Source organism: Paenibacillus macerans, from assembly GCF_900454495.1.
In the GTDB taxonomy this organism is placed as follows: domain Bacteria; phylum Bacillota; class Bacilli; order Paenibacillales; family Paenibacillaceae; genus Fontibacillus; species Fontibacillus macerans.
In genome coordinates, this window is sequence record NZ_UGSI01000002.1 from 1,149,327 (window position 1) to 1,170,618 (window position 21,292).

The following is a 21,292-nucleotide window of genomic DNA, read 5'->3' on the forward strand; positions in this document are numbered from 1 at the left end:
ACGCGGGTATTTCCTCAAGCCGAGGGAAAATAGCGACCTAGATTGACTCTATTTCTCTCAAATGGATGGATATCGCCGAAATAAAGACATTTTTTGTTCTTATTTTTTCGCCGGATTTTCTCAAGCAGCCTGGCTCCAGCAGGATGTTGCGGTTCGGTACAACACAAAAAAGTACCGCCGACTTATCGGCGGACTCCCGTTTTGAGGTTCGGCGGCGTTCTGCTCGCCTGGAGCCCCAGGTGCAAGCACCATCATGCTGAAAGGCTGCACAGGTTAGGATGAAGATGAAACTATTGGCAGAGCGGCCGCGTTTAAGATTTAGACAGCGCAGAGATAACGAATCCTTAGGGTTGTTTATATACGTTTTTGAGGAGGTTGATTTTTTGAAAAAGATAAAATGGCTGCTCCCGGCTGCGGCTGCCGCCGGACTGCTGCTGGTGAGCTGCTCGCCGGCAAACCGTCCGGTTAACGGGGGAGAAAACGCTGCGCGGGACGCGTCCCAGCAGGAGTCAGGGAATGCGTCGTTGCCGGCTAGTCAGGGAGAGGCAACACGCGTAAAAGTAGCTGAGCAAGGTGGAGCACAGGAAAAGATGCCGGCGCAGAGCGTCAAGCTGGCAAAAGGTGAATTTAGCGCAAGCCGGAATGCGAAGGGAGAACTTGTCGCAGTTCCGGCCGGCCTGGCGGATTACAGCATCGACTACGAGGCGGTGGTTGAGCTGGAGGGACAAACGTTGGTGATGGCCAATGTATTTTATGGGGACGATGATGTGATCAAAGTTCTGCTGTCCCATAAAACGGGCGAAGACCAGGTGAAGACCGTCTGGAGCGAGGGGATCACGGACACGAACAACCGCTGGTATAATACGTTTATCGGGCAACTGCTCGTCAAAGCGGATGAGGAGCGGGTGCTGTTTTTGGAGCCGGAAATCATAGGGCAAGGCGGAAAGTATCATCTTTCCGAGTATAATGTGCGGACGGGGAAAATTGCACGGATCAGGGAAGATTTTTGGCCGTTGCCGGAAGAGTATGACTATATTTACCAATACCATTGGGACGGCGAGCGGATGAAAGTATTTTTGCAGAGCTACTTGGGTTTGGTGAGAGTGTTTGATTTGCAGGGCGGGAAAGATGATGCTCCGGACCGGTTGTTCCGGGTGATTCCGCACTCGACGACCGGGGCTCCGTCCTTGTTCCTGTCGCCTGATTTTGAACGGTTTGCTCATGACGATGAGAGCGGAAAGGTGACTTTCTATGATATAAAAAGCGCTGCGCTCGGGAAAATCAAGCTGTCTGAGGACAAGTATGTTCCGTCCGAAAAAATCAAGTGGAACCCGTCCGGTTCGATCGCTTGGATGGAGTCTTCTCCGGGAGAGCATAGCCGGATTAAAGACATCGATATCGACTATTTAAGCATTGCCCCCCAGCGCATTGATTTCTACGGCAGAGACGGGGGCGCTTTGGGATCGATTAAGGCGGATGCGGGGGACGACCGCGCGCTCGATATCGCCGGCTGGCTTGATGACTCCACCGCGCTCGTCAAGTCCTACCGGTTCGAGCCGGACGGCAGCAATACTTATGGGATGGCAGAGAAGGAACCGGCCTATTTCTACTACGATGTTCACAAGAAAGAAAAACGGCCCGCGAGCGAGGCGGATCTGCCGGAAATGCTCCCGGCAAAGGCGCGCACGTCATGGTCGCGAATGGCAGAACCGCATACGTCAGAGCCGCAAACCGGGGTCGTTGCAGAACGGAAAGAAATCGTGTTTCCTAAAGAGCCCTAGTACGTACTTTTGAGGTTTCCCGTAACAGTGCAGGTTTCCGACAGGGAACACGCCTGCCGGAAATCTAACGGTTGCAGCAGCCGTTATTTTGCGAAAAGAGCCCCTTTCTAAAATCTAACGGTTGCGAGCGCCGTTATTTGTCTTAATTTGGGCCCCAATAGCTGGTTTTTAGCGAAATAAGCGCTATGGCATCCGTTAGAGTTTGAAATCGGTGTTGTTGCAGCAAATAGCGGTTGTGGCATCCGTTAGAATGGGGGTGCCGGTTAACAAGAAGGGGCGATCTTATGCCTGACGCAGAGACAGACCGGCCCCGTCTTGTTCCTTGCCCCATTATTCCAATGTAAAATCGCCCGTTGTTGTGGCTGCCTTGACGCTATATTTACCGCTGCCGACTTTTCCCGCGATCCCCTGATCCGTCCGGCGGCTAAAATCCATGTCCGGGACATTCACCTCAGCTTCCCCGCCTACCGTGGTGAACTCCAGCGATAGCGGCTGATTCTTTTTCAAGACGATGTCGATATCCCCATGGATGGATTCGGCCGTGATGTCCCCGGCCAGATCGACCGTCTGCAAGCCGAGGTCCAGGTCTCCATTCACGGAACTGGCGGCAATTTCGCCTTTCAGGGCGGAGGCCTCGATGCTGCCGTTGACGCTGTTCAGTTCTATTTTGGCCGCTTTAGCGCGGTCTAACGTGATTTCCCCGTTTGTGGTCTCAAGCTTGATGGCCTGCTTCATCTCCAGATTGGAGGTTTCGATGTCCCCGCTGACCGTGCTAATGGACAACTTTTCAAAAGACTGCGCCGCCGGAATGGTCACGGTTAACGCCAGATCGGCGCGGAAGCTTTTGCCGTCTTTTTTCTCCCGTTCCGTTTGAATGTACAGCGTGTCGCCTTCCTTGTTTAACAAAGGGGTGAGCTCGTTGTCTTTAATGCCGCTTCTCACCTTCCCCGTCAGTTTGGCTTCAATGTCCGATGCAGCGGAGGCAGTGAGCTTTACGTCGGAGGCGGCGGTATCGATGACGATGTTGCGGATTCCTTGGGCGGCGAGATTTTCGGAGAGGGAGATGCGCCGGCTTTTGGCGTTATCGGGATCATCCGTGGAATCGCGGGACACGGCGTCGTCGACGATTTCGGAGACATTATCCAAAATTCCGCCCACCATATCGGTGGTTCCTTCCATCAAATCGGTTTGAAAATCCTCGATGATCCCGTCCGGGTCATTCGGCGTTGCCTGCCGGTCACGGTCCGGAGCGTTCCGGCTTCCGTCCTGCTCTGGGGCCGTTTCCTTGTCTTCCTGAAAAAGGCCAAACGCCTTAAGTGTATCCGCTTTGGGAAAGGTGACGATGGTTCCGGTCAGTCCGATGAGCAGCAAGCCTATGGCAAAATAGACGATTTTTTTCATAGCGAAACGCTCCCTTGAAATCCGGATTTATTTTTGACCAACCGTAAGATCACGCCGTACAGCCGCCCGGCAAGCTGTCTGAGGCCCACGGCAAGCAGGATTCCCAGGCTAAACAACGTCATGGTTGCGAACAGGTTGAAAAGAAACAACTCGAATCCGCGCTGGATCAAGGAGATGATGATCAACAGCGGACTAAGCAGCATAGCGGCGGCGATGATGCTGAGAGAGGCGGCTAGGAGCAGCAGGATCGCTACGGGCAAGGCGACGGCGAGCATATTGATAAAGCTCATTCCAGCGGCCCGCAGCACCGCGCGCATCACATTGGCTAAGCTTTTCTTGCGCTCGGCCACCGAAATACTGTAATCGAGCAGCAGTTCCTTGGCCAGCAGTGAAGGCGTCCCCAGCTTTTTAATGATTTCTTCCTCGCTTTTCCCGGCGGCTGCGCCTGCCTCGAAATGCTCCTCGTAATCGTACAAAATTTCTTTGCGCTCCTCCGGAGGTATGCCGATCAGCAACCCTTCCAGGGTGCGCATAAATTCAGTTCTCCCCATGGCTACTCGTCCCTTCTGCGATAAAGTCATCAACCGCCTTGGCAAATGGCATCCATTGCGCGATAAGCTCGGCAAGCTGCTCCTGTCCCGGCGCGGTGATCGAGTAGTATTTGCGCGGCGGCCCTTCCGAAGAATCGGACAAATAACAGGTCAGGTAGTTGTCTTTGGTCAACCTGCGCAGGATGGGGTACAGCGTTCCTTCCGCCAGTTCGATTTTTTCGCTGATTTTCTGCGCAAGCTCATAGCCGTAATAGTCCTTTTGGGAAATCAGAACGAGCACGCAGAGCTCCAGCGCTCCTTTTTTGAACTGTACATTCATTGGCAACACCTCGGTAGTTACGACAGGATGCGGATCGGATGATCCAACAAATAGATTTTGTTCAGTACTGGATATTATCGACTAGATGAGTTCAGTATAATACCCTGTACTGAATAATGCAATATAGCATTTACATACCGAAGAATTTAGTTTAAAATAAAAGCAAAGTTTCTCAAAACCAACATTATTGTACCAATACAAAAATGATTATCGTTCTCAATTGCATGCTGCTCCGGGAGATCCCGGGGCAGCATGTGCCATTTTTAGGGGGTTAACAATAGTATTCATTCTCAATTGAGGACGTTATCCGATCATGAAAGGGGATATTTTTATGAGTGCCACTCACCAAACCTTGCCTGCCGCCAAGCCATCGGCGGGCCTGCCCGATCCGGGGAAGCAGCGCCGTTTCCCGGCGCTTCGGCTGCTGCGGCACCGGGAAATGCTGCTGGCTCTGGCCAGTGGAGCGCTGATGTGTACCGCTTGGGGGCTGCACGCCTGGCTGCCTATGTTGTCGGTCGTTCTTTATATAACCGCTTATATTGTCGGCGGGTTCGTGAAAGCGCGGGAGGGGCTGGCTACTTTATTTAAGGATAGGGATTTGGACGTTAACCTGCTGATGATCGCCGCCGCGCTTGGAGCGGCATCGATCGGGTATTGGAACGAAGGCGCGATGCTTATCTTCATTTTCGCGTTAAGCGGTGCGCTGGAGTCGTTTGCCGGCGAGCAAAGCCGCAGGGACATCTCGGCGCTGGCCGCGATGAAACCGGAAACGGCCCTGCGGATCGATGCGGACGGAATGAAGGAGGTCGCGGCCGAAACGCTGCTGGTCGGGGATTTGGTCCTGGTAAAACCCGGCGAGGTGATCCCGGCGGACGGCATCGTGAGCAGCGGGGGCTCTTCCGTCAACCAATCCGCGATTACGGGCGAGTCGATGCCGGTGGACAAACGCGCCGGCGACGGCGTATACGCCGGAACGATCAACGGCGAAGGAGCGCTGTATGTGGAGGTGACCAGTCCGGCGGACGGTACGCTGTTTGCCAAAATCATCGCCCTGGTGGAGCAAGCCGAGCGGGAGGTGCCGAAGACGGAGCGCTTTATTAAGCGGCTTGAAGGCATTTATGCCAAGGCGGTGCTCCTGGTCACTGCGGCGCTTGTTCTGCTCGCCCCGCTGACTTTCGGATGGAGCTGGCCGGCGGCTTTCTATAAAGCGATGGTGTTTCTCGTCGTGGCTTCGCCCTGCGCGCTCGTATCCTCCGTGATGCCGGCGATGCTGTCGGCAATGTCCAAAAGCGCGCGAAACGGCGTGCTGTTCAAAGGCGCCGCTTATATGGACCTGCTCGGCGGCGCGCGCGTCGTCGCCTTCGACAAGACCGGCACGTTGACGGAGGGGATTCCGGAGGTTACCGAGCTGTACGTGGCCGAGGGATATGACCGGCTGCGGGTGCTGGCCGCTTGCGCGGCGGCGGAGAGTTTGTCCGAGCATCCGCTGGCCGAGGCGATCGTGCGCAAAGCCGAAGAAGAAGGCCTGACCATCCGGAGTGCGGATGAATTGCAGGCGCTGCCCGGCTGGGGCATTGAGGCCAAGATCGGCGGCGAGGTGTGGAGGGTCGGCAAGGCGGATGAAGATGATCCGAATTTGCCGCCCGAGTTCGCCGAACGGATGCGGGCCTGGATCGCGGAAGGGCATACGGTTTCCGCGATTCAGGCCAGCGGGGAATACGCCGGGCTGATCTCGCTGCGGGACCGGATTCGCCCTCAGGCCAAGGCGGCGGTCGACCGCCTGCACCGGCTGGGGATCGCCGCCGCGATGCTGACCGGCGATCGCGGCGGCACCGCCCGCGCGGTCGCCAGGGAAGCGGGGATCGATCTTGTGTACGGGGACCTGCTGCCCCAGGACAAGGTGGAGCATGTGAAGGCGCTGCGCAGCCGTTACGGCAGCGTCGTCATGGTCGGCGACGGTGTCAATGACGCGCCGGCGTTGGCGGCGGCGACGGTCGGGGTGGCCATGGGCGGAGGCGGAAGCGCCGCGGCGCTGGAGGTTGCGGACGTTGTGCTGATGAACGACAGTCTGGAGCGGGTTGCCGAGGCGATCTCGCTCGCCCGCCGGGCCCGGAGAATCGTCAAGCAAAATCTTGTTTTTGCCGGCGCGGTCATCCTGCTGCTGATCGCGAGCAATTTTTTGCGCGGCATCCCTCTGCCGCTTGGTGTTGTGGGGCATGAGGGCAGCACGCTGCTCGTCATTTTGAACGGGCTGCGGCTGCTCAGGTAATTCGGGGCTGCGCAAAAAAAGCGGACGCCTCTTCATCATTCCTTCATTTAAACTTCACAGAACCGTTCCGGTACGCTTGTTGACACCATGCAGTCGTTTTAACATAATTGAAGTAGATCATAGATTTTCCATCTTGATATAAAAAAAAACAGTGTGTCGAAGCCTTACTATATAAGTTGAACTAAAGAAAAACGAGAGTAAGGCAAGAGTGTGAAATGATTCTGAAGAAACGGCAGTGGTCGCCTTTGTGAGCGGATTTCTACCTTGTATGAATCTACGTAATCATAGAAATCTGGGGCGGGCAGCGATCGTAAGAACATTTCACACGGCTGCCCTGATCCGTATAATATTGTTCAACTTATATAGCAGATTGCCTGAAATAGAGTGCTTACTTTCTATCGATCACACTTTTAGGAGGATGCCATTATGTATAAATCGATTATTATCGGTACCGGTCCGGCCGGACTTACGGCGGCCATTTATCTGGCCCGCGCCAACTTGAACCCGCTGATCATCGAGGGACCGCAGCCGGGCGGACAACTGACGACGACGACGGAAGTGGAAAACTTCCCGGGGTTCCCGGAAGGAATCATGGGTCCGGAATTGATGGACAACATGCGCAAACAGGCCGAGCGTTTCGGCGCGGAATTCCGCACCGGCTGGGTCAACAGCGTTGATTTGAGCAAACGTCCGTTTAAGCTGCAAGTGGAAGGGATCGGCGAACTCGTTACCGAAACGCTCGTTTTGTCGACCGGCGCGACGGCCAAATATTTGGGAATCCCCGGCGAGCAGGATAACGTTGGACGCGGCGTAAGCACCTGCGCCACCTGCGACGGATTTTTCTTCCGCGGCAAGGAAATCGTCGTCGTTGGCGGCGGCGACTCCGCACTTGAGGAAGCCGGCTTCCTGACCCGCTTCGCGACGAAGGTGACGCTCGTCCATCGCCGCGATGAGCTGCGCGCTTCGAAGATCATGCAGGATCGCGCCCGCGCCAACGAGAAGATCGAAATGGCGCTGAACCGCACGCCGCTGGAAGTCATCGCCGGCGAAAACGGCGTAACCGGCCTGAAAGTGCGGAACAACGCGACCGGTGAAGAAGAGATCATCAGCGCGAGCGGGGTGTTCGTCGCGATCGGCCACCAGCCGAACACGGCGTTCCTCGGCGGGCAGATCGATACGGACGCGAACGGCTATATCGTGGTCAAACCGGGCACGTCGGAAACGAACGTACCGGGCGTATTCGCTTGCGGCGACGTGCAGGATAACCGCTATCGCCAGGCGATCACCGCCGCGGGCAGCGGCTGCATGGCCGCGATCGACTGTGAGAAATACATCGAAAACCTTGAGCATGAAACGGCCGCCGCGGCCGCAAAATAAAATCACCGGAAAAACAAATTAGTTCCGGATAGGAAGGGAGAAATCATCATGGCAAGCGTAATTGTATACACCAGCACCAATTGCCCGCATTGCAAACAAGTGAAAAGCTTTCTGAGCGACAAAGGCGTCGCTTATGAAGAGCGCAACATCGAGCAAAACGACGAATACGCACAGCAAGTTTGGGACATGGGCATGCGCGCCGTTCCGGTAACGGTCATCGGCGAGCACCGCATCTTGGGCATGAACAAAACCCAGTTCGATAAAGCGTTGGCGGAATTGGCGTAAGGCCAGCCGCCAGCCGGAACCCGAAAGAGCACCGCCCTTGCAGCCTGCACGGCCGTCAAGGACGATGCTCTTTTTTGTTCCGCCCAAATCAGCTCAACCATCCGGCGAGAAGCTGAAAGATCAGATACCCTGCCACCCCGCAGCCGAGGAGGGTAAATCCGGCTTTTTTCCGCCCCTGGAACAACCGCATAACTCCCAGGCTCACCAAGGGGGCGATCAGCAGCAAGAAGAACATGACGGCAACAAACATTTCAACGGAAATATCGGAAGTATCCACGATGGTCATGAGCAAACGCATCTCCATGTAAACAATTTATATTTTTCGGCAATGATATATATCACAAATTCTATGTTTTTTATTATACTTCTATTTTTTTAAAATTGTAATGCGCGAAAGCGGCAAAATTGGGGAGAAATTGCGTCTTTTCGCGCAACGGCCAAAGGGCAGACGGTTCGACAAAACTAGTAAGCTTTTTTAACGGGAGCTATGGTACAATAAGCCTCAAGAAGATGCTGGAACAAGCTATCAAGGCTTGATGCACCGACAACAAGCCGGATAGAGGGAAGGAGCTGTTGGTTGTGGAATGGACATCCATGAGAAAATTTGCTGCAGCGGGAATTGCCGGTACATTGTTGTTCGGCACGGCTTCGGGTGAATGGAAAACCACAATAGCTTACGCCGCGCCTGCGATATCCAGCGTAACGTCGGCCAAGGAAATACAAGACCAATTGGCGGCGGGGCTTGAAGCCCGCAAGACACAAATCAAACTGTTGTATAAAGGGAGTACGGCAAAGCTGGAAAGCCTGATGAGCACGGCTATGAGCCAAGCGCTGGATCAGGATCCCTATACGAAATACGTGGTGAATCGTTATTCCTACGAATGGGAAGGAACGTCGGAATTCGCGACGGTTTCGGTCAAATTTCAATACCGGGAGACGTTGGAGCAATCCAACTATGTTTTCGCGAAAATAAAGAGCATCGTGGCGGAAATCATTCAACCGGACATGAACGATCACCAAAAAATCAAAGCGGTTCATGACTATGTGGTGCGGTATTTGAAATATGACCAGGATCTGCAGAAATTTACGGCCTACGAAGGGTTGACGACCCGCGAAGCCGTCTGCCAGGGTTATGCGCTAATGACCTATCGGATGCTCCGGGACGCGGGGATAGACAATCTAATTATCGAGGGCAAAGTGAACAATACCGCGCATGCCTGGAATCTGGTGCTGCTGGACGGCAAATGGTATCATCTCGACACGACATGGGACGATCCGGTGCCGGACGAGGGCGACCGTGTGCGATATACGTATTTTTTGCTGACGGACGATCAGATTCGGAAAGACCATAGCTGGACGCTTAGTTATCCGGCCGCCGCGACCGCTTACCGGGACGTGTTAGGTTCGCTGATTGCCGCAGGCGGAGGGAACACCGGATATTACAAGGAACTATATAAAACGCTGGAATACGATTTGTTTGATGACGGCGCGGTTGTGACGAGCAGAGAAGGAATCCGCAGCAAAGTCGTCGAAGCCCTGAACGACAATCGGTCTTCGGTCACCATCAGATACAGCGGTTCAGAGCAGAGCTTGCTCCGCCATCTCAGAGAGCTCTATACCTTAAATCTTCAAAACATCAAGTATAACGAGGAACAACTTGAAGGCACGAATGATTTGAAGGTTGAAATCGTTTGGGAGAAATAGTGTGTAATATGCAAAACCGGCTTCACGGGAGAAAAAATTCTTCCATGAAGCCGGTTTTTTGGTGAGGCGTTAACGTTGATCCGGTACTTCGAGATCGCATTTGTCCAGCGGGATCAGCTTGGACTTTTTGGTCCATTTGTACCCGAGCCACACGAGAAGGAACAACGGAACGCTGATGTAGGAAACAATGACGCCGTACCAATCAATGGTTTCGCCCGAGAAGGCGGACAGGTTTTGCCCGAGAATGACGATAAAGCAAAGGATGAAGGCGAATATCGGGCCAAACGGGAACCAGCGCGCTTTATACGGCAGATCGTTCAAGTCGCGGCCTTGGGCCATGTAGGCCCGGCGGAAACGGTAATGGCTAATGGCGATGCCAAGCCAGGTGATGAATCCGCACATGCCTGAAGCGTTCAGCAGCCAGTTGTAGACGACGCCGTCGCCGAACAGCGAAGCCAGGAAAGCCAGCATGCCGACGAGCGTCGTGAGAAGCAGGGCGTTCACCGGGATGCCGCGCCGGTTCAATTTGCCGAGGAATTTCGGCGCCTTGCCGCGCAGGGCCAGGGAATAAAGCACCCGCGAAGAGGCGTACATCCCGGAGTTGCCGGCCGACAGCACGGAAGACAAAATGACCGCGTTCATGACCGAAGCCGCAAAGGCGAGCCCGGCTTTTTCGAACACCAGGGTGAAGGGGCTGACGCCGATGCTTTCCAGACCGCTTTTGAGCAAATTCGGATTCGTATAAGGGATCAGCAAACCGATGACGAGAATAGCTAAAATGTAAAAAAGCAGAATCCGCCAAAAGACCTGCCGGATCGCCCGCGGTACATGCTCGCGCGGGTTGTTGCTTTCCCCGGCGGCCACGCCGACCATCTCCGTGCCTTGGAAGGAGAAGCCGGCGGCCATAAAGACGCCGAGGAAGGCGAAAAATCCGCCGTGGAACGGCCCGTCGCCGATCGTAAAGTTGGAAAATCCGACCGCTTCGCCGCCCATGATTCCGAAGATCATCAGGACGCCGACGACCAGGAAGATGATGACGACGGCGATTTTGATCGTCGCAAACCAGTATTCCGACTCCCCGTAGCCTTTGACCGACAAAATGTTGAGCCCGAGGATCAAGGCGAGGAACAGCACGCTCCACAGGAGCGAAGGACTGTTCGGGAACCAGTATTTGATAATGAGCGTGGCGGCCGACAGTTCGGCCGCGATCGTAATCGCCCAGTTGTACCAGAAATTCCAGCCCATCGCGAAGCCCAGCGAAGGATCGACGAAACGGGAGGCGTAGGTTTCAAAAGAGCCGGAGTCCGGCAGATACGTCGCCAGCTCCCCCAAGCTGGTCATCAGAAAATAGACCATAATGCCGACAGCCGCGTAGGCGAGCAGCGCTCCGCCCGGTCCGGCGGATGCGATCGCGCCGCCCGAGGCCAGGAACAAGCCGGTTCCGATCGAGCCGCCAAGCGCGATCATCGTCATGTGGCGGGCTTTTAAGCCCGGGTTCAGCCGCCCGTCCGTCCCTGTTTTTTTATTGCTCATGAGAAAAACACTCCTTCGGTATCCTAATATTCCCTCGGCGCGGGGCCGAAGATGCATTCAGGTACAGGCCGAGGCTTGGAGCGAGCAAAAAAGGGCCGCGGAAAGGATTCCGCGGCCTGTATATACCGTGTATCCCACCATACCATGAAGATAGCTCAACACGAAGTTCCCCGGGTGACGGGAACCATCGTGACAGTTCTGTCCCTTTCGGCAACAGCCCCAGCCTACAGCCTTAGAAGCCGGCTAATAAGCTTCGGCGACGGCGCCTTTCCATCCGGATTCTCTGGCGGCTTCTAAGCGCCTCCTCCGGTGTACTCATCGCAATCGCGACCTCTACCTCACCGTAATGATGAGGTTATTTATTCACTTTGCACTTGAACACATTTTAATAGTATAAAACAAGGTTGGACGGGCGGGCAATGCCAAAATAATGACAACCTGCCTCGCCGAAGCGAATTTTCGGTGAATTTTTTAATTTCGGGCTTCGCCGCGGTCCCGGTTCGCCATTTGCTGCCAGACGGTACCGGCGGCTTGTTCGCCGGATTCGATCCGTTCCACGGCCATTCTCGCCTGCAGGCCGACTTCGAACTCGGGATCGTCCGCCGCCGCCCGCAGCGCTTCCAGCGCGTCGTCGGTTCCGACCTCGTACAGGAAGCGGGCGGCCCGCCAGCGGACCAGCTTGCTGCTGTCCCGCAGCGCCGCGATCATCGGCCCCGTGGCCGCGGGATCGCCGATGTCGGACAGCGTGTCGCCGGCGGTGCGCCGCACGGCGGCGGAGGAGTCGCGCAGCGCTTCATACAGCAACTCCATTGCCTCCGGCGTCCGCACGTCGCCGAGGTAGACGACGGCGAGCCGGCGGAGCTGCATCTGCGGGTCGCGCAGCGCTTGGGCCAGCAGCGGCAGAGCTTCGGGGCCCGGCTGCTGCAGCGCCTCGAGCGCGGCGTAGCGGATGCGCCAGTCGCTGTCCGCGAACCGCTCGCGGATCTCATCCAGGCTCAGCTCGCGCCGCTGCTCGACGAACTCGGTCTCGCTGCGGCCGTGGGCGATCGCCTGGGCGACGATCCCCGTAAGCCGCTCGGGCGGGTACGCCGCTTCCAGCTCCTGCTCGACCTCGCGGGCGATCTCCGCGAGCTCCCCGTAGCGCACGCCGTAGTCGGTCAGCTTGCGCTCCTTGATCAGCGTGGCGCTGGCCACCTCCGTAACCGCGTTTACGAACCGCTCGGACAAGGAGATACGCTCTTCCTTGCTTCCCGCCTTGACCCGGATTTGCATCGGGATGCCGCGGAAAAACTGCACGAATACCTGTGCTTCCCCGTACGCGGCCGCCTCGTCGCTCTCCGGGCTCCAGGCGGATTCGACGCCTTCCTGGCCGAATTGTTTTTGCACCTCGGACAAGATGGCGGCCCAGTCAGCGCTGCCTTTCCGGTCCAAAGCGACGAAATCGAGGGTATGGAACACGCTTTTCACCCCGGGGATGCCGAGCAGATTGCGGATCCAGGCAGGGGCGGAGCGTTCATTGTCTGGGGTATATGTTTTTCGAATCCCCGGCTCCAGGCTTTCGTCCAAATGCAGCTTCATCGTATTGGGACTGGGAGTCGGTTCGATAAATACAATTTTCATAAAAGTTTCACATCTCCTTTCCCATATATTGTACCTCAACCTTTCCGTTTGCCCAAGCTTTTCGTCCGCCGCTATAGACCATCGCCTTGGCTATCCATCTATATAAGTTGAACTAAAGAAATACGAAAGTGAGGCAAGAGTGGGAAATGATTCTGAAGAAACGGTAGTGGTCGCCTTTGTGAGCGCATTTCTTCCTTGTTGGAATCTATAAAATCAATAGAAATCTGCGAACAATAGCAATCGTAAGAACATTTCACACGGCTGGCCTGATCCGTACAATCAATAGTTCAACTTATATAGGCAAAGGAATAAAAAGGTAGCCTAAGAACACAATAATCTTAGTACATGACATATATTATTGCAGCAACCGGACTTGGCGTATTTGGATTGCCTCCGGGATTGTTTTAGAATGGAAAGAAAGAAATCGGAGAGGAGCACCTGGATCCATGCCGAGAACGCGCTACAACAATCTCGATAATGTAACCACCGACAAAACGTTGAAGCAGTTCAAGCAATGGCGGGAAGAGCGCCGCAGCAAAAAGAAGGACTATTCTTACGTTATTCCCCATTCGCCGCCGGACCTCGATTATTTGCGGCAAAACCGGCGGGACACGACGGTAACCTGGATCGGTCATTCCACTTTTCTCATTCAGTATCTTGGACTTAATATCGTGACCGATCCGGTGTGGGCTTGGCGCATGGGATTGACGCGGCGGCTGACCGCGCCCGGAATCCCGATCGAAGACGTCCCGGACGTCGACGTCATTCTCATTTCGCACTCCCACTACGATCATATGCATGTCGCCTCCATTCGGCGTTTGTACGGGAGCGATACGCAGCTGCTCGTGCCGGCCGGCCTGGGGGCCAAAATGATCCGCAAAGGCTTTCGGCGGACGCGTGAGCTGAGCTGGTGGGAAGACCTGCGGGTAGGAGACGCGAAAATCACGTTTGTGCCGACCCAGCATTGGACCCGGCGCACCCCGTTCGATACGAACACGTCGCATTGGGGCGGCTTCGTCCTGGAGCCGGCGGTGCCCGGACAGGGCGGGCATGAACGGGACGGCCGCGAACAAGGCGGGTACGGACAGGGCGGCCACGAACAGGGCAGGCATGAACGGGACGGCCGCGAACTAGGCGGGCACGAACAAGGCCGGCTGGAACAAGGAGGCCAAAAACCGCAGGTTATTTATTTTGCCGGGGACAGCGGGTATTTCCGCGGTTTCCGGGAAATCGGCGAGCGGTTCAATATCGACGTGGCGCTGCTGCCGATCGGGGCGTACGAGCCTGAATGGTTTATGACGAGCCAGCACACCACGCCGGAAGAGGCGCTGCAGGCTTTCGTCGACGTCAAAGGCAAGCTGATGATCCCGATGCATTACGGCACGTTTCGCTTGGCCGACGATACGGCGCGGGAAGCGCTCGACCGCCTGGAAGCGGACCGCAAACGCCGCGGCATACCTGCCGAGACGGTACGGATTCTGCACCACGGGGAAACGTTCCGGTTGCCGGAGCGGGAGTCGTGAGGGAAAGAAGTTCACGTTTTTGTGGTCTAAAATAAAACCCACCGACCAAGGCGAAGGGCCTGCGGCGGGTTTCTATTTATCCTGGGGCATGGGCGGCGTGCGGAAATAGCGGCACAAAATGACGTTATTTTCCCTGGGTAAGGGGTTCGGCACAAATAAGGGATTTTTTTGCCGTTATTTTTGGAAAGTGAGAGCTTAGAAGGGTACTTTTCCAAGATTGGTGAAAAATAGGTACCAAAAGTGTCGCTATTTCTCTGATGAGGGGCAAAATATGCAAAATAGCGACCAAAATTGCCGTTATCTCCGAGTGGCCCCCGCAGGCCAACCATCTGTAGCTCGGCTTCCCGCAGCACGGCTCTCCATAGTTGGCTCCCCGGGCGGCTCCCCGGACTGGCTCCCCGGACTGGCTCCCCGGACTGGCCCTCCGGTTTGCCCCTCCGGTTTGCCCCTCCGGATTAACTCTCTGGTTCCGCTGTTGCTCTCCCGCTGCCCCCGTCGCAGTTTTCGCCGCTCCCCCCGCACTACCAAGGTTCGGCGAATAGCAACGGTCTTTGCCCCCGCACTACCAAGGTTCGGCGAGTAACAGCGGCGCTTTGCCCTGCACTACCAAGGGTTCGGCGAGTAGCGGTGGCGCCTTGCCCACGCACTACCAAGGTTCTCCGGGGTAGCAGCGGCACCTTGTCCTCGCACTTTCGCGAGTTACCGCGTGTCCCCGCATCCGCTTCTTACCACGGCGTCCCGGCCTTCGCCGCTTAACGCCGCGCCTCGGCGAACCGCTGCGCGAGCTCGCGGTAATTCAGCCCGGCAGTGCCGGGCAGCACGACGTCCGCTTTCGGGAACTGCGAGCCGCTGCCGATCGCTACCGCGAACATGCCGGCCGCCTTGATCGCGTCGATGCCGGAGACGGCGTCCTCGATGCCGATGCAGGCGCCGGGCTCCACGCCCAAGGAAGCGGCCGCGGTCAGGAAAATTTCCGGATCCGGCTTGTTGTTTTTCAGCTTGGTCACGTCTACGACAGTGTCGAAGCGGCCTGAGGCACCGAGGCTGCGCAGCACCGCCGGCGCGTTTTTGCTAGCCGAAGCAATCCCCGTCTTGATTCCGGCTTCCCGCAATTCGCTCAAAAACCGGTCGATTCCCGGCAGCAGGTCGGCGGGCGTAATGCTGCCGATCAGTTCGACGTACAGCTTGTTTTTGCGGTCGGCCAGCTCGTTCATTTCCGCTTCACTGTAGTCCGCAGGCGGATTCGCTTGCCCCAGCAGAAGCTTTAGGGAATCGATCCGGGACACGCCTTTGAGATTTTCGTTAAACTCGCGCGTAAACGGGATGTTCAATTCCTCCGCGATTGCCTTCCAGGCTTGATAGTGGTATTCCGCGGTATCCGTAATGACGCCGTCCAGATCAAAAATGACCGCCTTCAAAACTTGATCCATTTGCACAAAACTCCTTCTGCTTGATCCAACCGCATAAAACTCCTTCGGTTTTGATTCCTCATTGATGATTCTGACTTGATCCCTTGTGTTGAAGGGGCAATTCAATCTCTATGCATTAAATTATTTATCTTTATGCAATCTGCTTTCAGCAGTTAGCCCTGCAACTCCCGGGTAAGCGCGGCGCCCGGCTGCAGCGTCACGTCTTCTTCGTACAGCTTAAGTCCGATCGCTTCGCCTTCGGCTAGTTCCAGAACGACGCTCTTTTGGCCGATGCGCACGTCGATCAGGCGGCTGCGGAACGTCAGGCGAAAGGCATATTGCTCCCAGTCCTGCGGAATGGCCGGGGCCAGCGAAAGGCCGGATTCCTTGAGGCGCATGCCGGCAAAGCCGTACACGATGGACATCCACGTTCCGCCCATGTTGGCCAGGTGCAGACCGTCCTTCGTATTGCCGTGCGTATTGTCGAGATCGAGCCGCGCGGTTTCGATAAAGTACTCGTACGCTTTTTCCATATTGCCGATTTTGGAGGCCATGATGCTGAAAATGCAGGAGGACAAGGACGAATCATGGGTCGTAATTTTTTCATAGTAATCGTAAGAACGGCGGATCGTTTCATAATCCTGCTCATCCTCCAGCAAAAAGTGCGCGAGCACGGTATCCGCTTGCTTGCACACCTGATAACGGTATATCGTCAGCGGGTGGTAGTGCAGCAGCAGCGGATAGTTTTCCTTTGGCGTGTTTTCGAAATCCCACACGGCTTTGCGCAGAAACGTGTCGTCCTGTGGGTTAATGCCTAGGCTGGCGTCGTACGGCAGCAGCATCGCGGCGGCGGCTTTGTCCCAAGCGGCGATTTCCGTCTCCGTTACCCCAAGGCGTTCGCAAAGCCCGCGGTAGGCGGCAGGATCGTAGTCCTGCAAAATGGCGCAGCTTTTGGCGGCCCATTTTAAATTGTGCTTGGCCATGACGTTCGTGTAATAGTTGTTGTTGACGCAGCATGTGTACTCGTCCGGCCCGGTCACCTCATCAATATGAAAAGCGCCCTGATAATAATGGCCGATGCCGGCCCACAAGCGGGCGGTTTCGATCAGCATCTCGGCTCCATAGTTCAGCAGAAAATCTTTATCCTGCGCGGCGAGATAATATTGAATGTAGCTGTAGGCGATATCCGCGCTGATATGGTACTGCGCCGTGCCCGACGGGAAAAAGGAGGAGCACTCCGTTCCCGCAATGGTGCGCCAAGGGAACAAGGCTCCCTGCTTATGCCCCATTTGGCGCGCTCTCGCTCTGGCGTCGTCCAGCTTGGAGTAGCGGTAGAGCAAGAGCTGGCGGGCGATGTCCGGCCGGGTCAGCAAAAACACCGGGAACATGTAGATTTCCGTATCCCAGAAGTAGTGTCCTTCGTAACCTTCCCCGCTCAGGCCTTTGGCGGAAATGTTGCTGTGTTCGTCGCGGCCGGCCGATTGCAGCAGCTGGTACAGGTTGAAACGGATGCCTTCCTGCAGCTTGTCGTCGTTTTGAATCATGCAGTCGGCCGATTTCCAGTAGCTGCTCATATATTCCGCCTGCTCGGCCAGCAGGTCTTCAAAGGACAGACCCGACAGCGGCTCGTGCAGCTCCAGCGCCCGCCCCAGGAAGCCGTCGCCGTGGCGCAAATTGTCGGTATATACGTTGTATTTCGTAAAATGCACCGGCCCGGTCAGGGACAAAACGGCCGTGTACGTCACTTCGCCGCTGTTCTCGCCGCTGCCGGCTTCAAGCGTGACGGAGGCTTCGCCGTCCAGCAGATGGCGCGTAACGCAGGCGGCTTTCATTTTGGACACCATCGTTTCATCGACGACGTAACCATATTGGCCTTGAACTCCGGCATCCGCGATCGTCATCCGCTTGGCATGGCCGGCGCCGACCCGGGGATCGTTCGGGTTGGTGTAATTTTCGACCTTGCCGTTTACGATGGACACGATTTTCAAGTTGCCGGTGAAGTTGACGGGCTCGATAGAAATATCAATCGCAAACAATTCGCGGCGCGTGAAAGACACCAGCCGCCGGAACGTCAATTTGACCTCTTTTCCCTGCGGGGATTTCCATTGTACGATCCGCTCCGAATACCCTTTGTCCATGTGCAGGGTCCGTTCGTATCCGGTAATCGTTCCATGATCGAGCCGGAACGGAGCAGCGTCGCCGTCGAAATAAAGCAGCACCGTTTGCGCGTCGATGTTGTTCACCAGCTTTTGCTGCGTGTCCGGAAAGGCAAACAGTTTTTCGCCGTAAGGAATTTCGATCACATCGTGAAAAGCGTTTAAATAAGTGCCGCGAATGCTGGCCATTTCCGGGCCGTACGTTTCCTCAAAATTGCCCCGCACGCCCAAATATCCGTTGCCCAGCGCAAAAACGCTTTCCAAATTGAGCAGTTCGGACTGTGTTAAGGCGGAATTGGCGATTTTCCAGGTCATGGGTTATGCTCCTCTCAGGAAGTGTTATGGTTGAATTTTAGAATCTAAAAAGGTAATGTTATACTAAATATTTTGGATTTTTATCAATATTTTTAGGTGGAGGGAGGATTATGAAGCGAATGCGGTACCTGCGGGAAAATTTCGTGCATCCCCCCGTCGATTATGAGGAAGAGCTGCTGGAAGCGATCCGGACGGGCAACGAACAGGGCGCAAAGCAAGCGCTGGCCAAAATCAACGAACTGGAGGGCGCCGTGCTGGCCGCTTATCCGCTCCGTTCGAAAAAAAATGCGCTGATCGCTTCGTGCACGCTGTTCACCCGCGCGATCATCAAAGGCGGCGTCGATCCGGAAATCGCCTTCCACCTTAGCGACAAAATCATTTTGGACATTGAAAAAATCGGGGACGTAGACCGTGCCGTTCAGTTTGAATACGAGATGCTGGTGCAATTCGTGTCGGTGGTTCGCCGGGAACAGGAAGAACTGCCTTATTCCCACCTGGTCAACCTGGCGATTTACTATATCCGGCAAAATATCTTTGAGGATCTAGCGCTGCCCCAAATCGCGGCCCATTTAAACGTACACCCCAGCTATTTGTCGGACCGCTTCGGGCGCGAGACCGGCATGTCCCTGACCCATTACGTCAACAGCCGGAAGATCGAGGAGTCGAAGCATATGCTGCTCTATACGAACCGCCCGATCTCGGAAATCGCCTTTACATTCAAATTTTGCAGCCAAAGTTATTATACGCAGCTGTTCAAAAAATTTACGGGAGTCACTCCCAGGCAGTTCAGGACAAGCCGGGCCGGGGCCGGGTTATCCGAGCAGGGGTGAAAGGCAAAGCCCATGGTTATACTTTCAAAATAAACCTAATGTGATGATGGGGGATGGTTATGGAATATCGCGTCATTAAAGAAGGAGATCTGTTTCTGCTGACGGATTTAAGCGGCGACATCGCCCCCGGCAATGAACAGGGGCACGGCTTGTATTCGCAGGATACGCGCTTTTTGAGCCGTATGGAGCTGCGCATTGACGGAGAAAAGCCGGCGGTGCTGTCGTCCGCCGGGGACAAAAGCTATGTGGCCAACTTCCGGCTGATGAAGGACGTTAAGGATGAAGGGGCTATTGAGGTTAAACGCGACTGCTTTATCTATGACGGCATTTTATATGTTCGTATTGCGATTACGAATTATTTTGTGCATGACAGCCGGTTCGGTCTGTCCGTCGCCTTTGGCGCTGATTTCCAGGACATGTTCCTGGTGCGGAAATACCGTGGCGGGGAAGTCGGCTTTATGGAGGAGCCGGTCATCGGCGATGGGGAAATCATGCTTGGTTACGTCGGCGCCGACCGGGAACGGAGACAAGCCCGGATTACCTGGGACGCGCAGGGCGGAGCGGTTCATCGGGATGGGACGGTATCGTTTCCCCTATCCCTTAAGCCGAAAGAGGAACGCGAAATCACGTTTTTTATTGCGCCGGTGTCCAAGCGGCATCCTGAGGGCAAGTTGCTCGGCTTTGAGGAAGGGCTGCGGAAGCTGGAGCAATCTTACGAGCGGTGGTATGAAGACAACGCCCGCGTGGAATCGGATTTCCCGGTATTTAACGGCCTGTACCAGCGGGGCTTGCAGGATTTGCGCATGCTGACGGCCGATATCGGCTTCGGCGAAACGACCGTGGCCGGACTGCCGTGGTTTGCCGTTCCGTTTGGCCGGGACAGCCTGATCACTTCGCTGTTTATGCTCCCGGCGAACCCGCGCCATGCATCCGGGACGCTGCGCACGCTGGCGGCTTACCAAGGGGAGAAAAGCGATCCTTGGCGCGACGAGCAGCCCGGCAAAATCATGCACGAGATCCGCTTTGGGGAACTGGTCACGACGAAGCAATCGCCGTTTTCGCCTTATTACGGGACGATCGACTCCACGCCGCTGTTCCTGGTCCTGATCGGCGAATATTACCGCTGGACGGGCGACCTTTCGCTAGTCAAGGAGCTCAGACCGAACATCCTGCGCGCCCTGGAATATATCGACGCGTCGCTGCAAGCGGGCTCCGGTTTTATGGCGTACAAGCAGGAGGCGGAAAAAGGCTTCCCGAACCAAGGGTGGAAGGATTCGGCCAACTCCGTCATCCACGAGAACGGAACGTACGCGGCATCGCCGATCGCTTTAGCGGAGGTGCAGGGCTACGTCTACCAGGCGAAGCGGTCGCTCGCTCCCTTGTTCGAGCTGATGGGCGAGCCGGAGGCGGCCCGCAGGCTGGCCGAGGAAGCCGAGGCGTTAAAGGAGCGGTTCGAGTCGGCCTTCTGGATGGATGACGAGCAAAGCTACGCGATCGCTCTTGATAAAGAGCTGCGGCAGGTGCGCAGCGTGACTTCGAACCCGGGGCATTTGTTTATGAGCGGTTTGCCGGACGGCTCCCGGGCCAAGGCCCAGGCGGAGCGGCTGCTGCGCCGGGATATGTATAACGGCTACGGTATCCGTACGATGAGTACGGATGCGGCCGGCTACTATCCGATGAGCTATCATAACGGCAGCGTCTGGCCGCACGACAATGCGATGATTTTGCTCGGCCTAGGCAAAATGGGCTTCAAAGCCCAGGCGCAGCAGGTGATCGAAGGTTTATTGAAGGCTTCCCGGTACTTCGAATATCAACGGTTCCCCGAGCTGTTCTGCGGCCACGATTCCGAGCTGGGGTATCCGGTTCCGTACCCGACGACCTGTTCCCCGCAGGCCTGGGCTGCCGGAACTTCGCTTGCATTCCTGCAGGTGATGCTCGGTTTGTACCCGGACGCGCTGCGGAAGGAGATCCGGCTGTCGCCGTTCCTGCCGGATGGTATGAACACGTTGCGGGTGCGGCGCATCTCCATTGGAAACGGACATCTGTCCGTGAACGTATCGCGGAACGAAGACGGCGTTACGTTCCGGACCGAAATTGCGGAAAACACGACCGGATTTGCCGTCGCCGGATTATGATGCTTGAAGTCTATCAAAATGCGGACAACCCTGTTCCCGAAAAGGAGGGAATAGGGTTGTTTTTTGCGCGAAATTGTTGCCAAT

Annotated in this window: 16 protein-coding genes and 1 riboswitch; of the genes, 8 read left to right on the forward strand and 8 right to left on the reverse strand. The window is 55.8% G+C overall.

Annotated features, from left to right (window positions below; translation table 11 throughout):
- Positions 1–383 precede the first annotated feature (383 nt).
- Positions 384–1,781, forward strand: a complete 1,398-nt coding sequence (locus DYE26_RS28270) for a WD40 repeat domain-containing protein (protein ID WP_036619694.1) — start codon at positions 384–386, stop codon at positions 1,779–1,781.
- 330 nt (positions 1,782–2,111) lie between these two features.
- Here the strand turns inward: DYE26_RS28270 and DYE26_RS28275 are convergent, their stop codons facing one another.
- Genes DYE26_RS28275 through DYE26_RS28285 form a run of 3 tightly spaced genes read right to left on the reverse strand, consistent with a single transcriptional unit; the run spans position 2,112 to position 4,052 of the window.
- Complete coding sequence (locus DYE26_RS28275) at positions 2,112–3,182, reverse strand: DUF4097 family beta strand repeat-containing protein (protein ID WP_036619696.1); 1,071 nt, start codon at positions 3,180–3,182, stop codon at positions 2,112–2,114.
- Positions 3,179–3,733 carry an HAAS signaling domain-containing protein gene (locus DYE26_RS28280; protein WP_063836298.1) on the reverse strand — a complete coding sequence of 185 codons (555 nt, stop codon included), beginning with the start codon at positions 3,731–3,733 and terminating at the stop codon, positions 3,179–3,181. Before DYE26_RS28280 ends, DYE26_RS28275 begins: the two co-directional genes overlap by 4 nt.
- On the reverse strand, positions 3,720–4,052 hold the full coding sequence (locus DYE26_RS28285) for a PadR family transcriptional regulator (protein WP_036619698.1): 333 nt from the start codon (positions 4,050–4,052) through the stop codon (positions 3,720–3,722). Before DYE26_RS28285 ends, DYE26_RS28280 begins: the two co-directional genes overlap by 14 nt.
- Positions 4,053–4,383: 331 nt before the next feature.
- Between DYE26_RS28285 and DYE26_RS28290 the strand changes: the two genes are divergently transcribed.
- The 3 genes from DYE26_RS28290 (at position 4,384) to DYE26_RS28300 (ending at position 7,983) form a co-directional block, all read left to right on the forward strand.
- Positions 4,384–6,321, forward strand: coding sequence for a heavy metal translocating P-type ATPase (locus DYE26_RS28290; protein ID WP_036627530.1), 1,938 nt, complete (start codon positions 4,384–4,386; stop codon positions 6,319–6,321).
- Positions 6,322–6,747: 426 nt separating this feature from the next.
- Positions 6,748–7,698 (forward strand): thioredoxin-disulfide reductase, encoded by a 951-nt coding sequence (gene trxB, locus DYE26_RS28295; RefSeq protein WP_036619700.1) that lies wholly within the window; start codon positions 6,748–6,750, stop codon positions 7,696–7,698.
- A 48-nt stretch (positions 7,699–7,746) separates the two neighbouring features.
- Positions 7,747–7,983 (forward strand): glutaredoxin family protein, encoded by a 237-nt coding sequence (locus DYE26_RS28300; protein ID WP_036619702.1) that lies wholly within the window; start codon positions 7,747–7,749, stop codon positions 7,981–7,983.
- A gap of 88 nt (positions 7,984–8,071) precedes the next feature.
- Here the strand turns inward: DYE26_RS28300 and DYE26_RS28305 are convergent, their stop codons facing one another.
- Positions 8,072–8,269: a hypothetical protein gene (locus DYE26_RS28305; RefSeq protein ID WP_036619705.1), complete on the reverse strand. Its 198-nt coding sequence runs from the start codon at positions 8,267–8,269 to the stop codon at positions 8,072–8,074.
- Positions 8,270–8,562: 293 nt separating this feature from the next.
- Here DYE26_RS28305 and DYE26_RS28310 point away from each other — a divergent pair, with 293 nt between their 5' ends.
- A complete protein-coding gene (locus DYE26_RS28310) occupies positions 8,563–9,687 on the forward strand; it encodes a transglutaminase domain-containing protein (RefSeq protein ID WP_051985252.1) in 1,125 nt (374 codons plus the stop codon).
- 69 nt (positions 9,688–9,756) lie between these two features.
- Here the strand turns inward: DYE26_RS28310 and DYE26_RS28315 are convergent, their stop codons facing one another.
- The gene (locus DYE26_RS28315) at positions 9,757–11,220 is read right to left on the reverse strand and encodes an amino acid permease (RefSeq protein ID WP_036619706.1); all 1,464 of its coding nucleotides are present in this window, start codon (positions 11,218–11,220) and stop codon (positions 9,757–9,759) included.
- 143 nt (positions 11,221–11,363) lie between these two features.
- A riboswitch (Lysine riboswitch) is annotated at positions 11,364–11,564 on the reverse strand.
- A 127-nt stretch (positions 11,565–11,691) separates the two neighbouring features.
- Positions 11,692–12,840 (reverse strand): virulence factor, encoded by a 1,149-nt coding sequence (locus tag DYE26_RS28320; protein WP_036619707.1) that lies wholly within the window; start codon positions 12,838–12,840, stop codon positions 11,692–11,694.
- A gap of 446 nt (positions 12,841–13,286) precedes the next feature.
- Here DYE26_RS28320 and DYE26_RS28325 point away from each other — a divergent pair, with 446 nt between their 5' ends.
- Positions 13,287–14,363: an MBL fold metallo-hydrolase gene (locus DYE26_RS28325; RefSeq protein ID WP_036619708.1), complete on the forward strand. Its 1,077-nt coding sequence runs from the start codon at positions 13,287–13,289 to the stop codon at positions 14,361–14,363.
- Between the two features lie 752 nt (positions 14,364–15,115).
- Here the strand turns inward: DYE26_RS28325 and pgmB are convergent.
- Positions 15,116–15,793: a beta-phosphoglucomutase gene (gene pgmB, locus DYE26_RS28330; RefSeq protein ID WP_036619709.1), complete on the reverse strand. Its 678-nt coding sequence runs from the start codon at positions 15,791–15,793 to the stop codon at positions 15,116–15,118.
- Positions 15,794–15,945: 152 nt separating this feature from the next.
- Positions 15,946–18,243, reverse strand: coding sequence for a glycoside hydrolase family 65 protein (locus DYE26_RS28335; protein ID WP_036619710.1), 2,298 nt, complete (start codon positions 18,241–18,243; stop codon positions 15,946–15,948).
- 119 nt (positions 18,244–18,362) lie between these two features.
- Between DYE26_RS28335 and DYE26_RS28340 the strand changes: the two genes are divergently transcribed.
- Positions 18,363–19,073, forward strand: coding sequence for a helix-turn-helix domain-containing protein (locus DYE26_RS28340; RefSeq protein ID WP_082208013.1), 711 nt, complete (start codon positions 18,363–18,365; stop codon positions 19,071–19,073).
- 59 nt (positions 19,074–19,132) lie between these two features.
- Complete coding sequence (locus DYE26_RS28345; protein ID WP_036619712.1) at positions 19,133–21,208, forward strand: amylo-alpha-1,6-glucosidase; 2,076 nt, start codon at positions 19,133–19,135, stop codon at positions 21,206–21,208.
- Positions 21,209–21,292 lie beyond the last annotated feature (84 nt).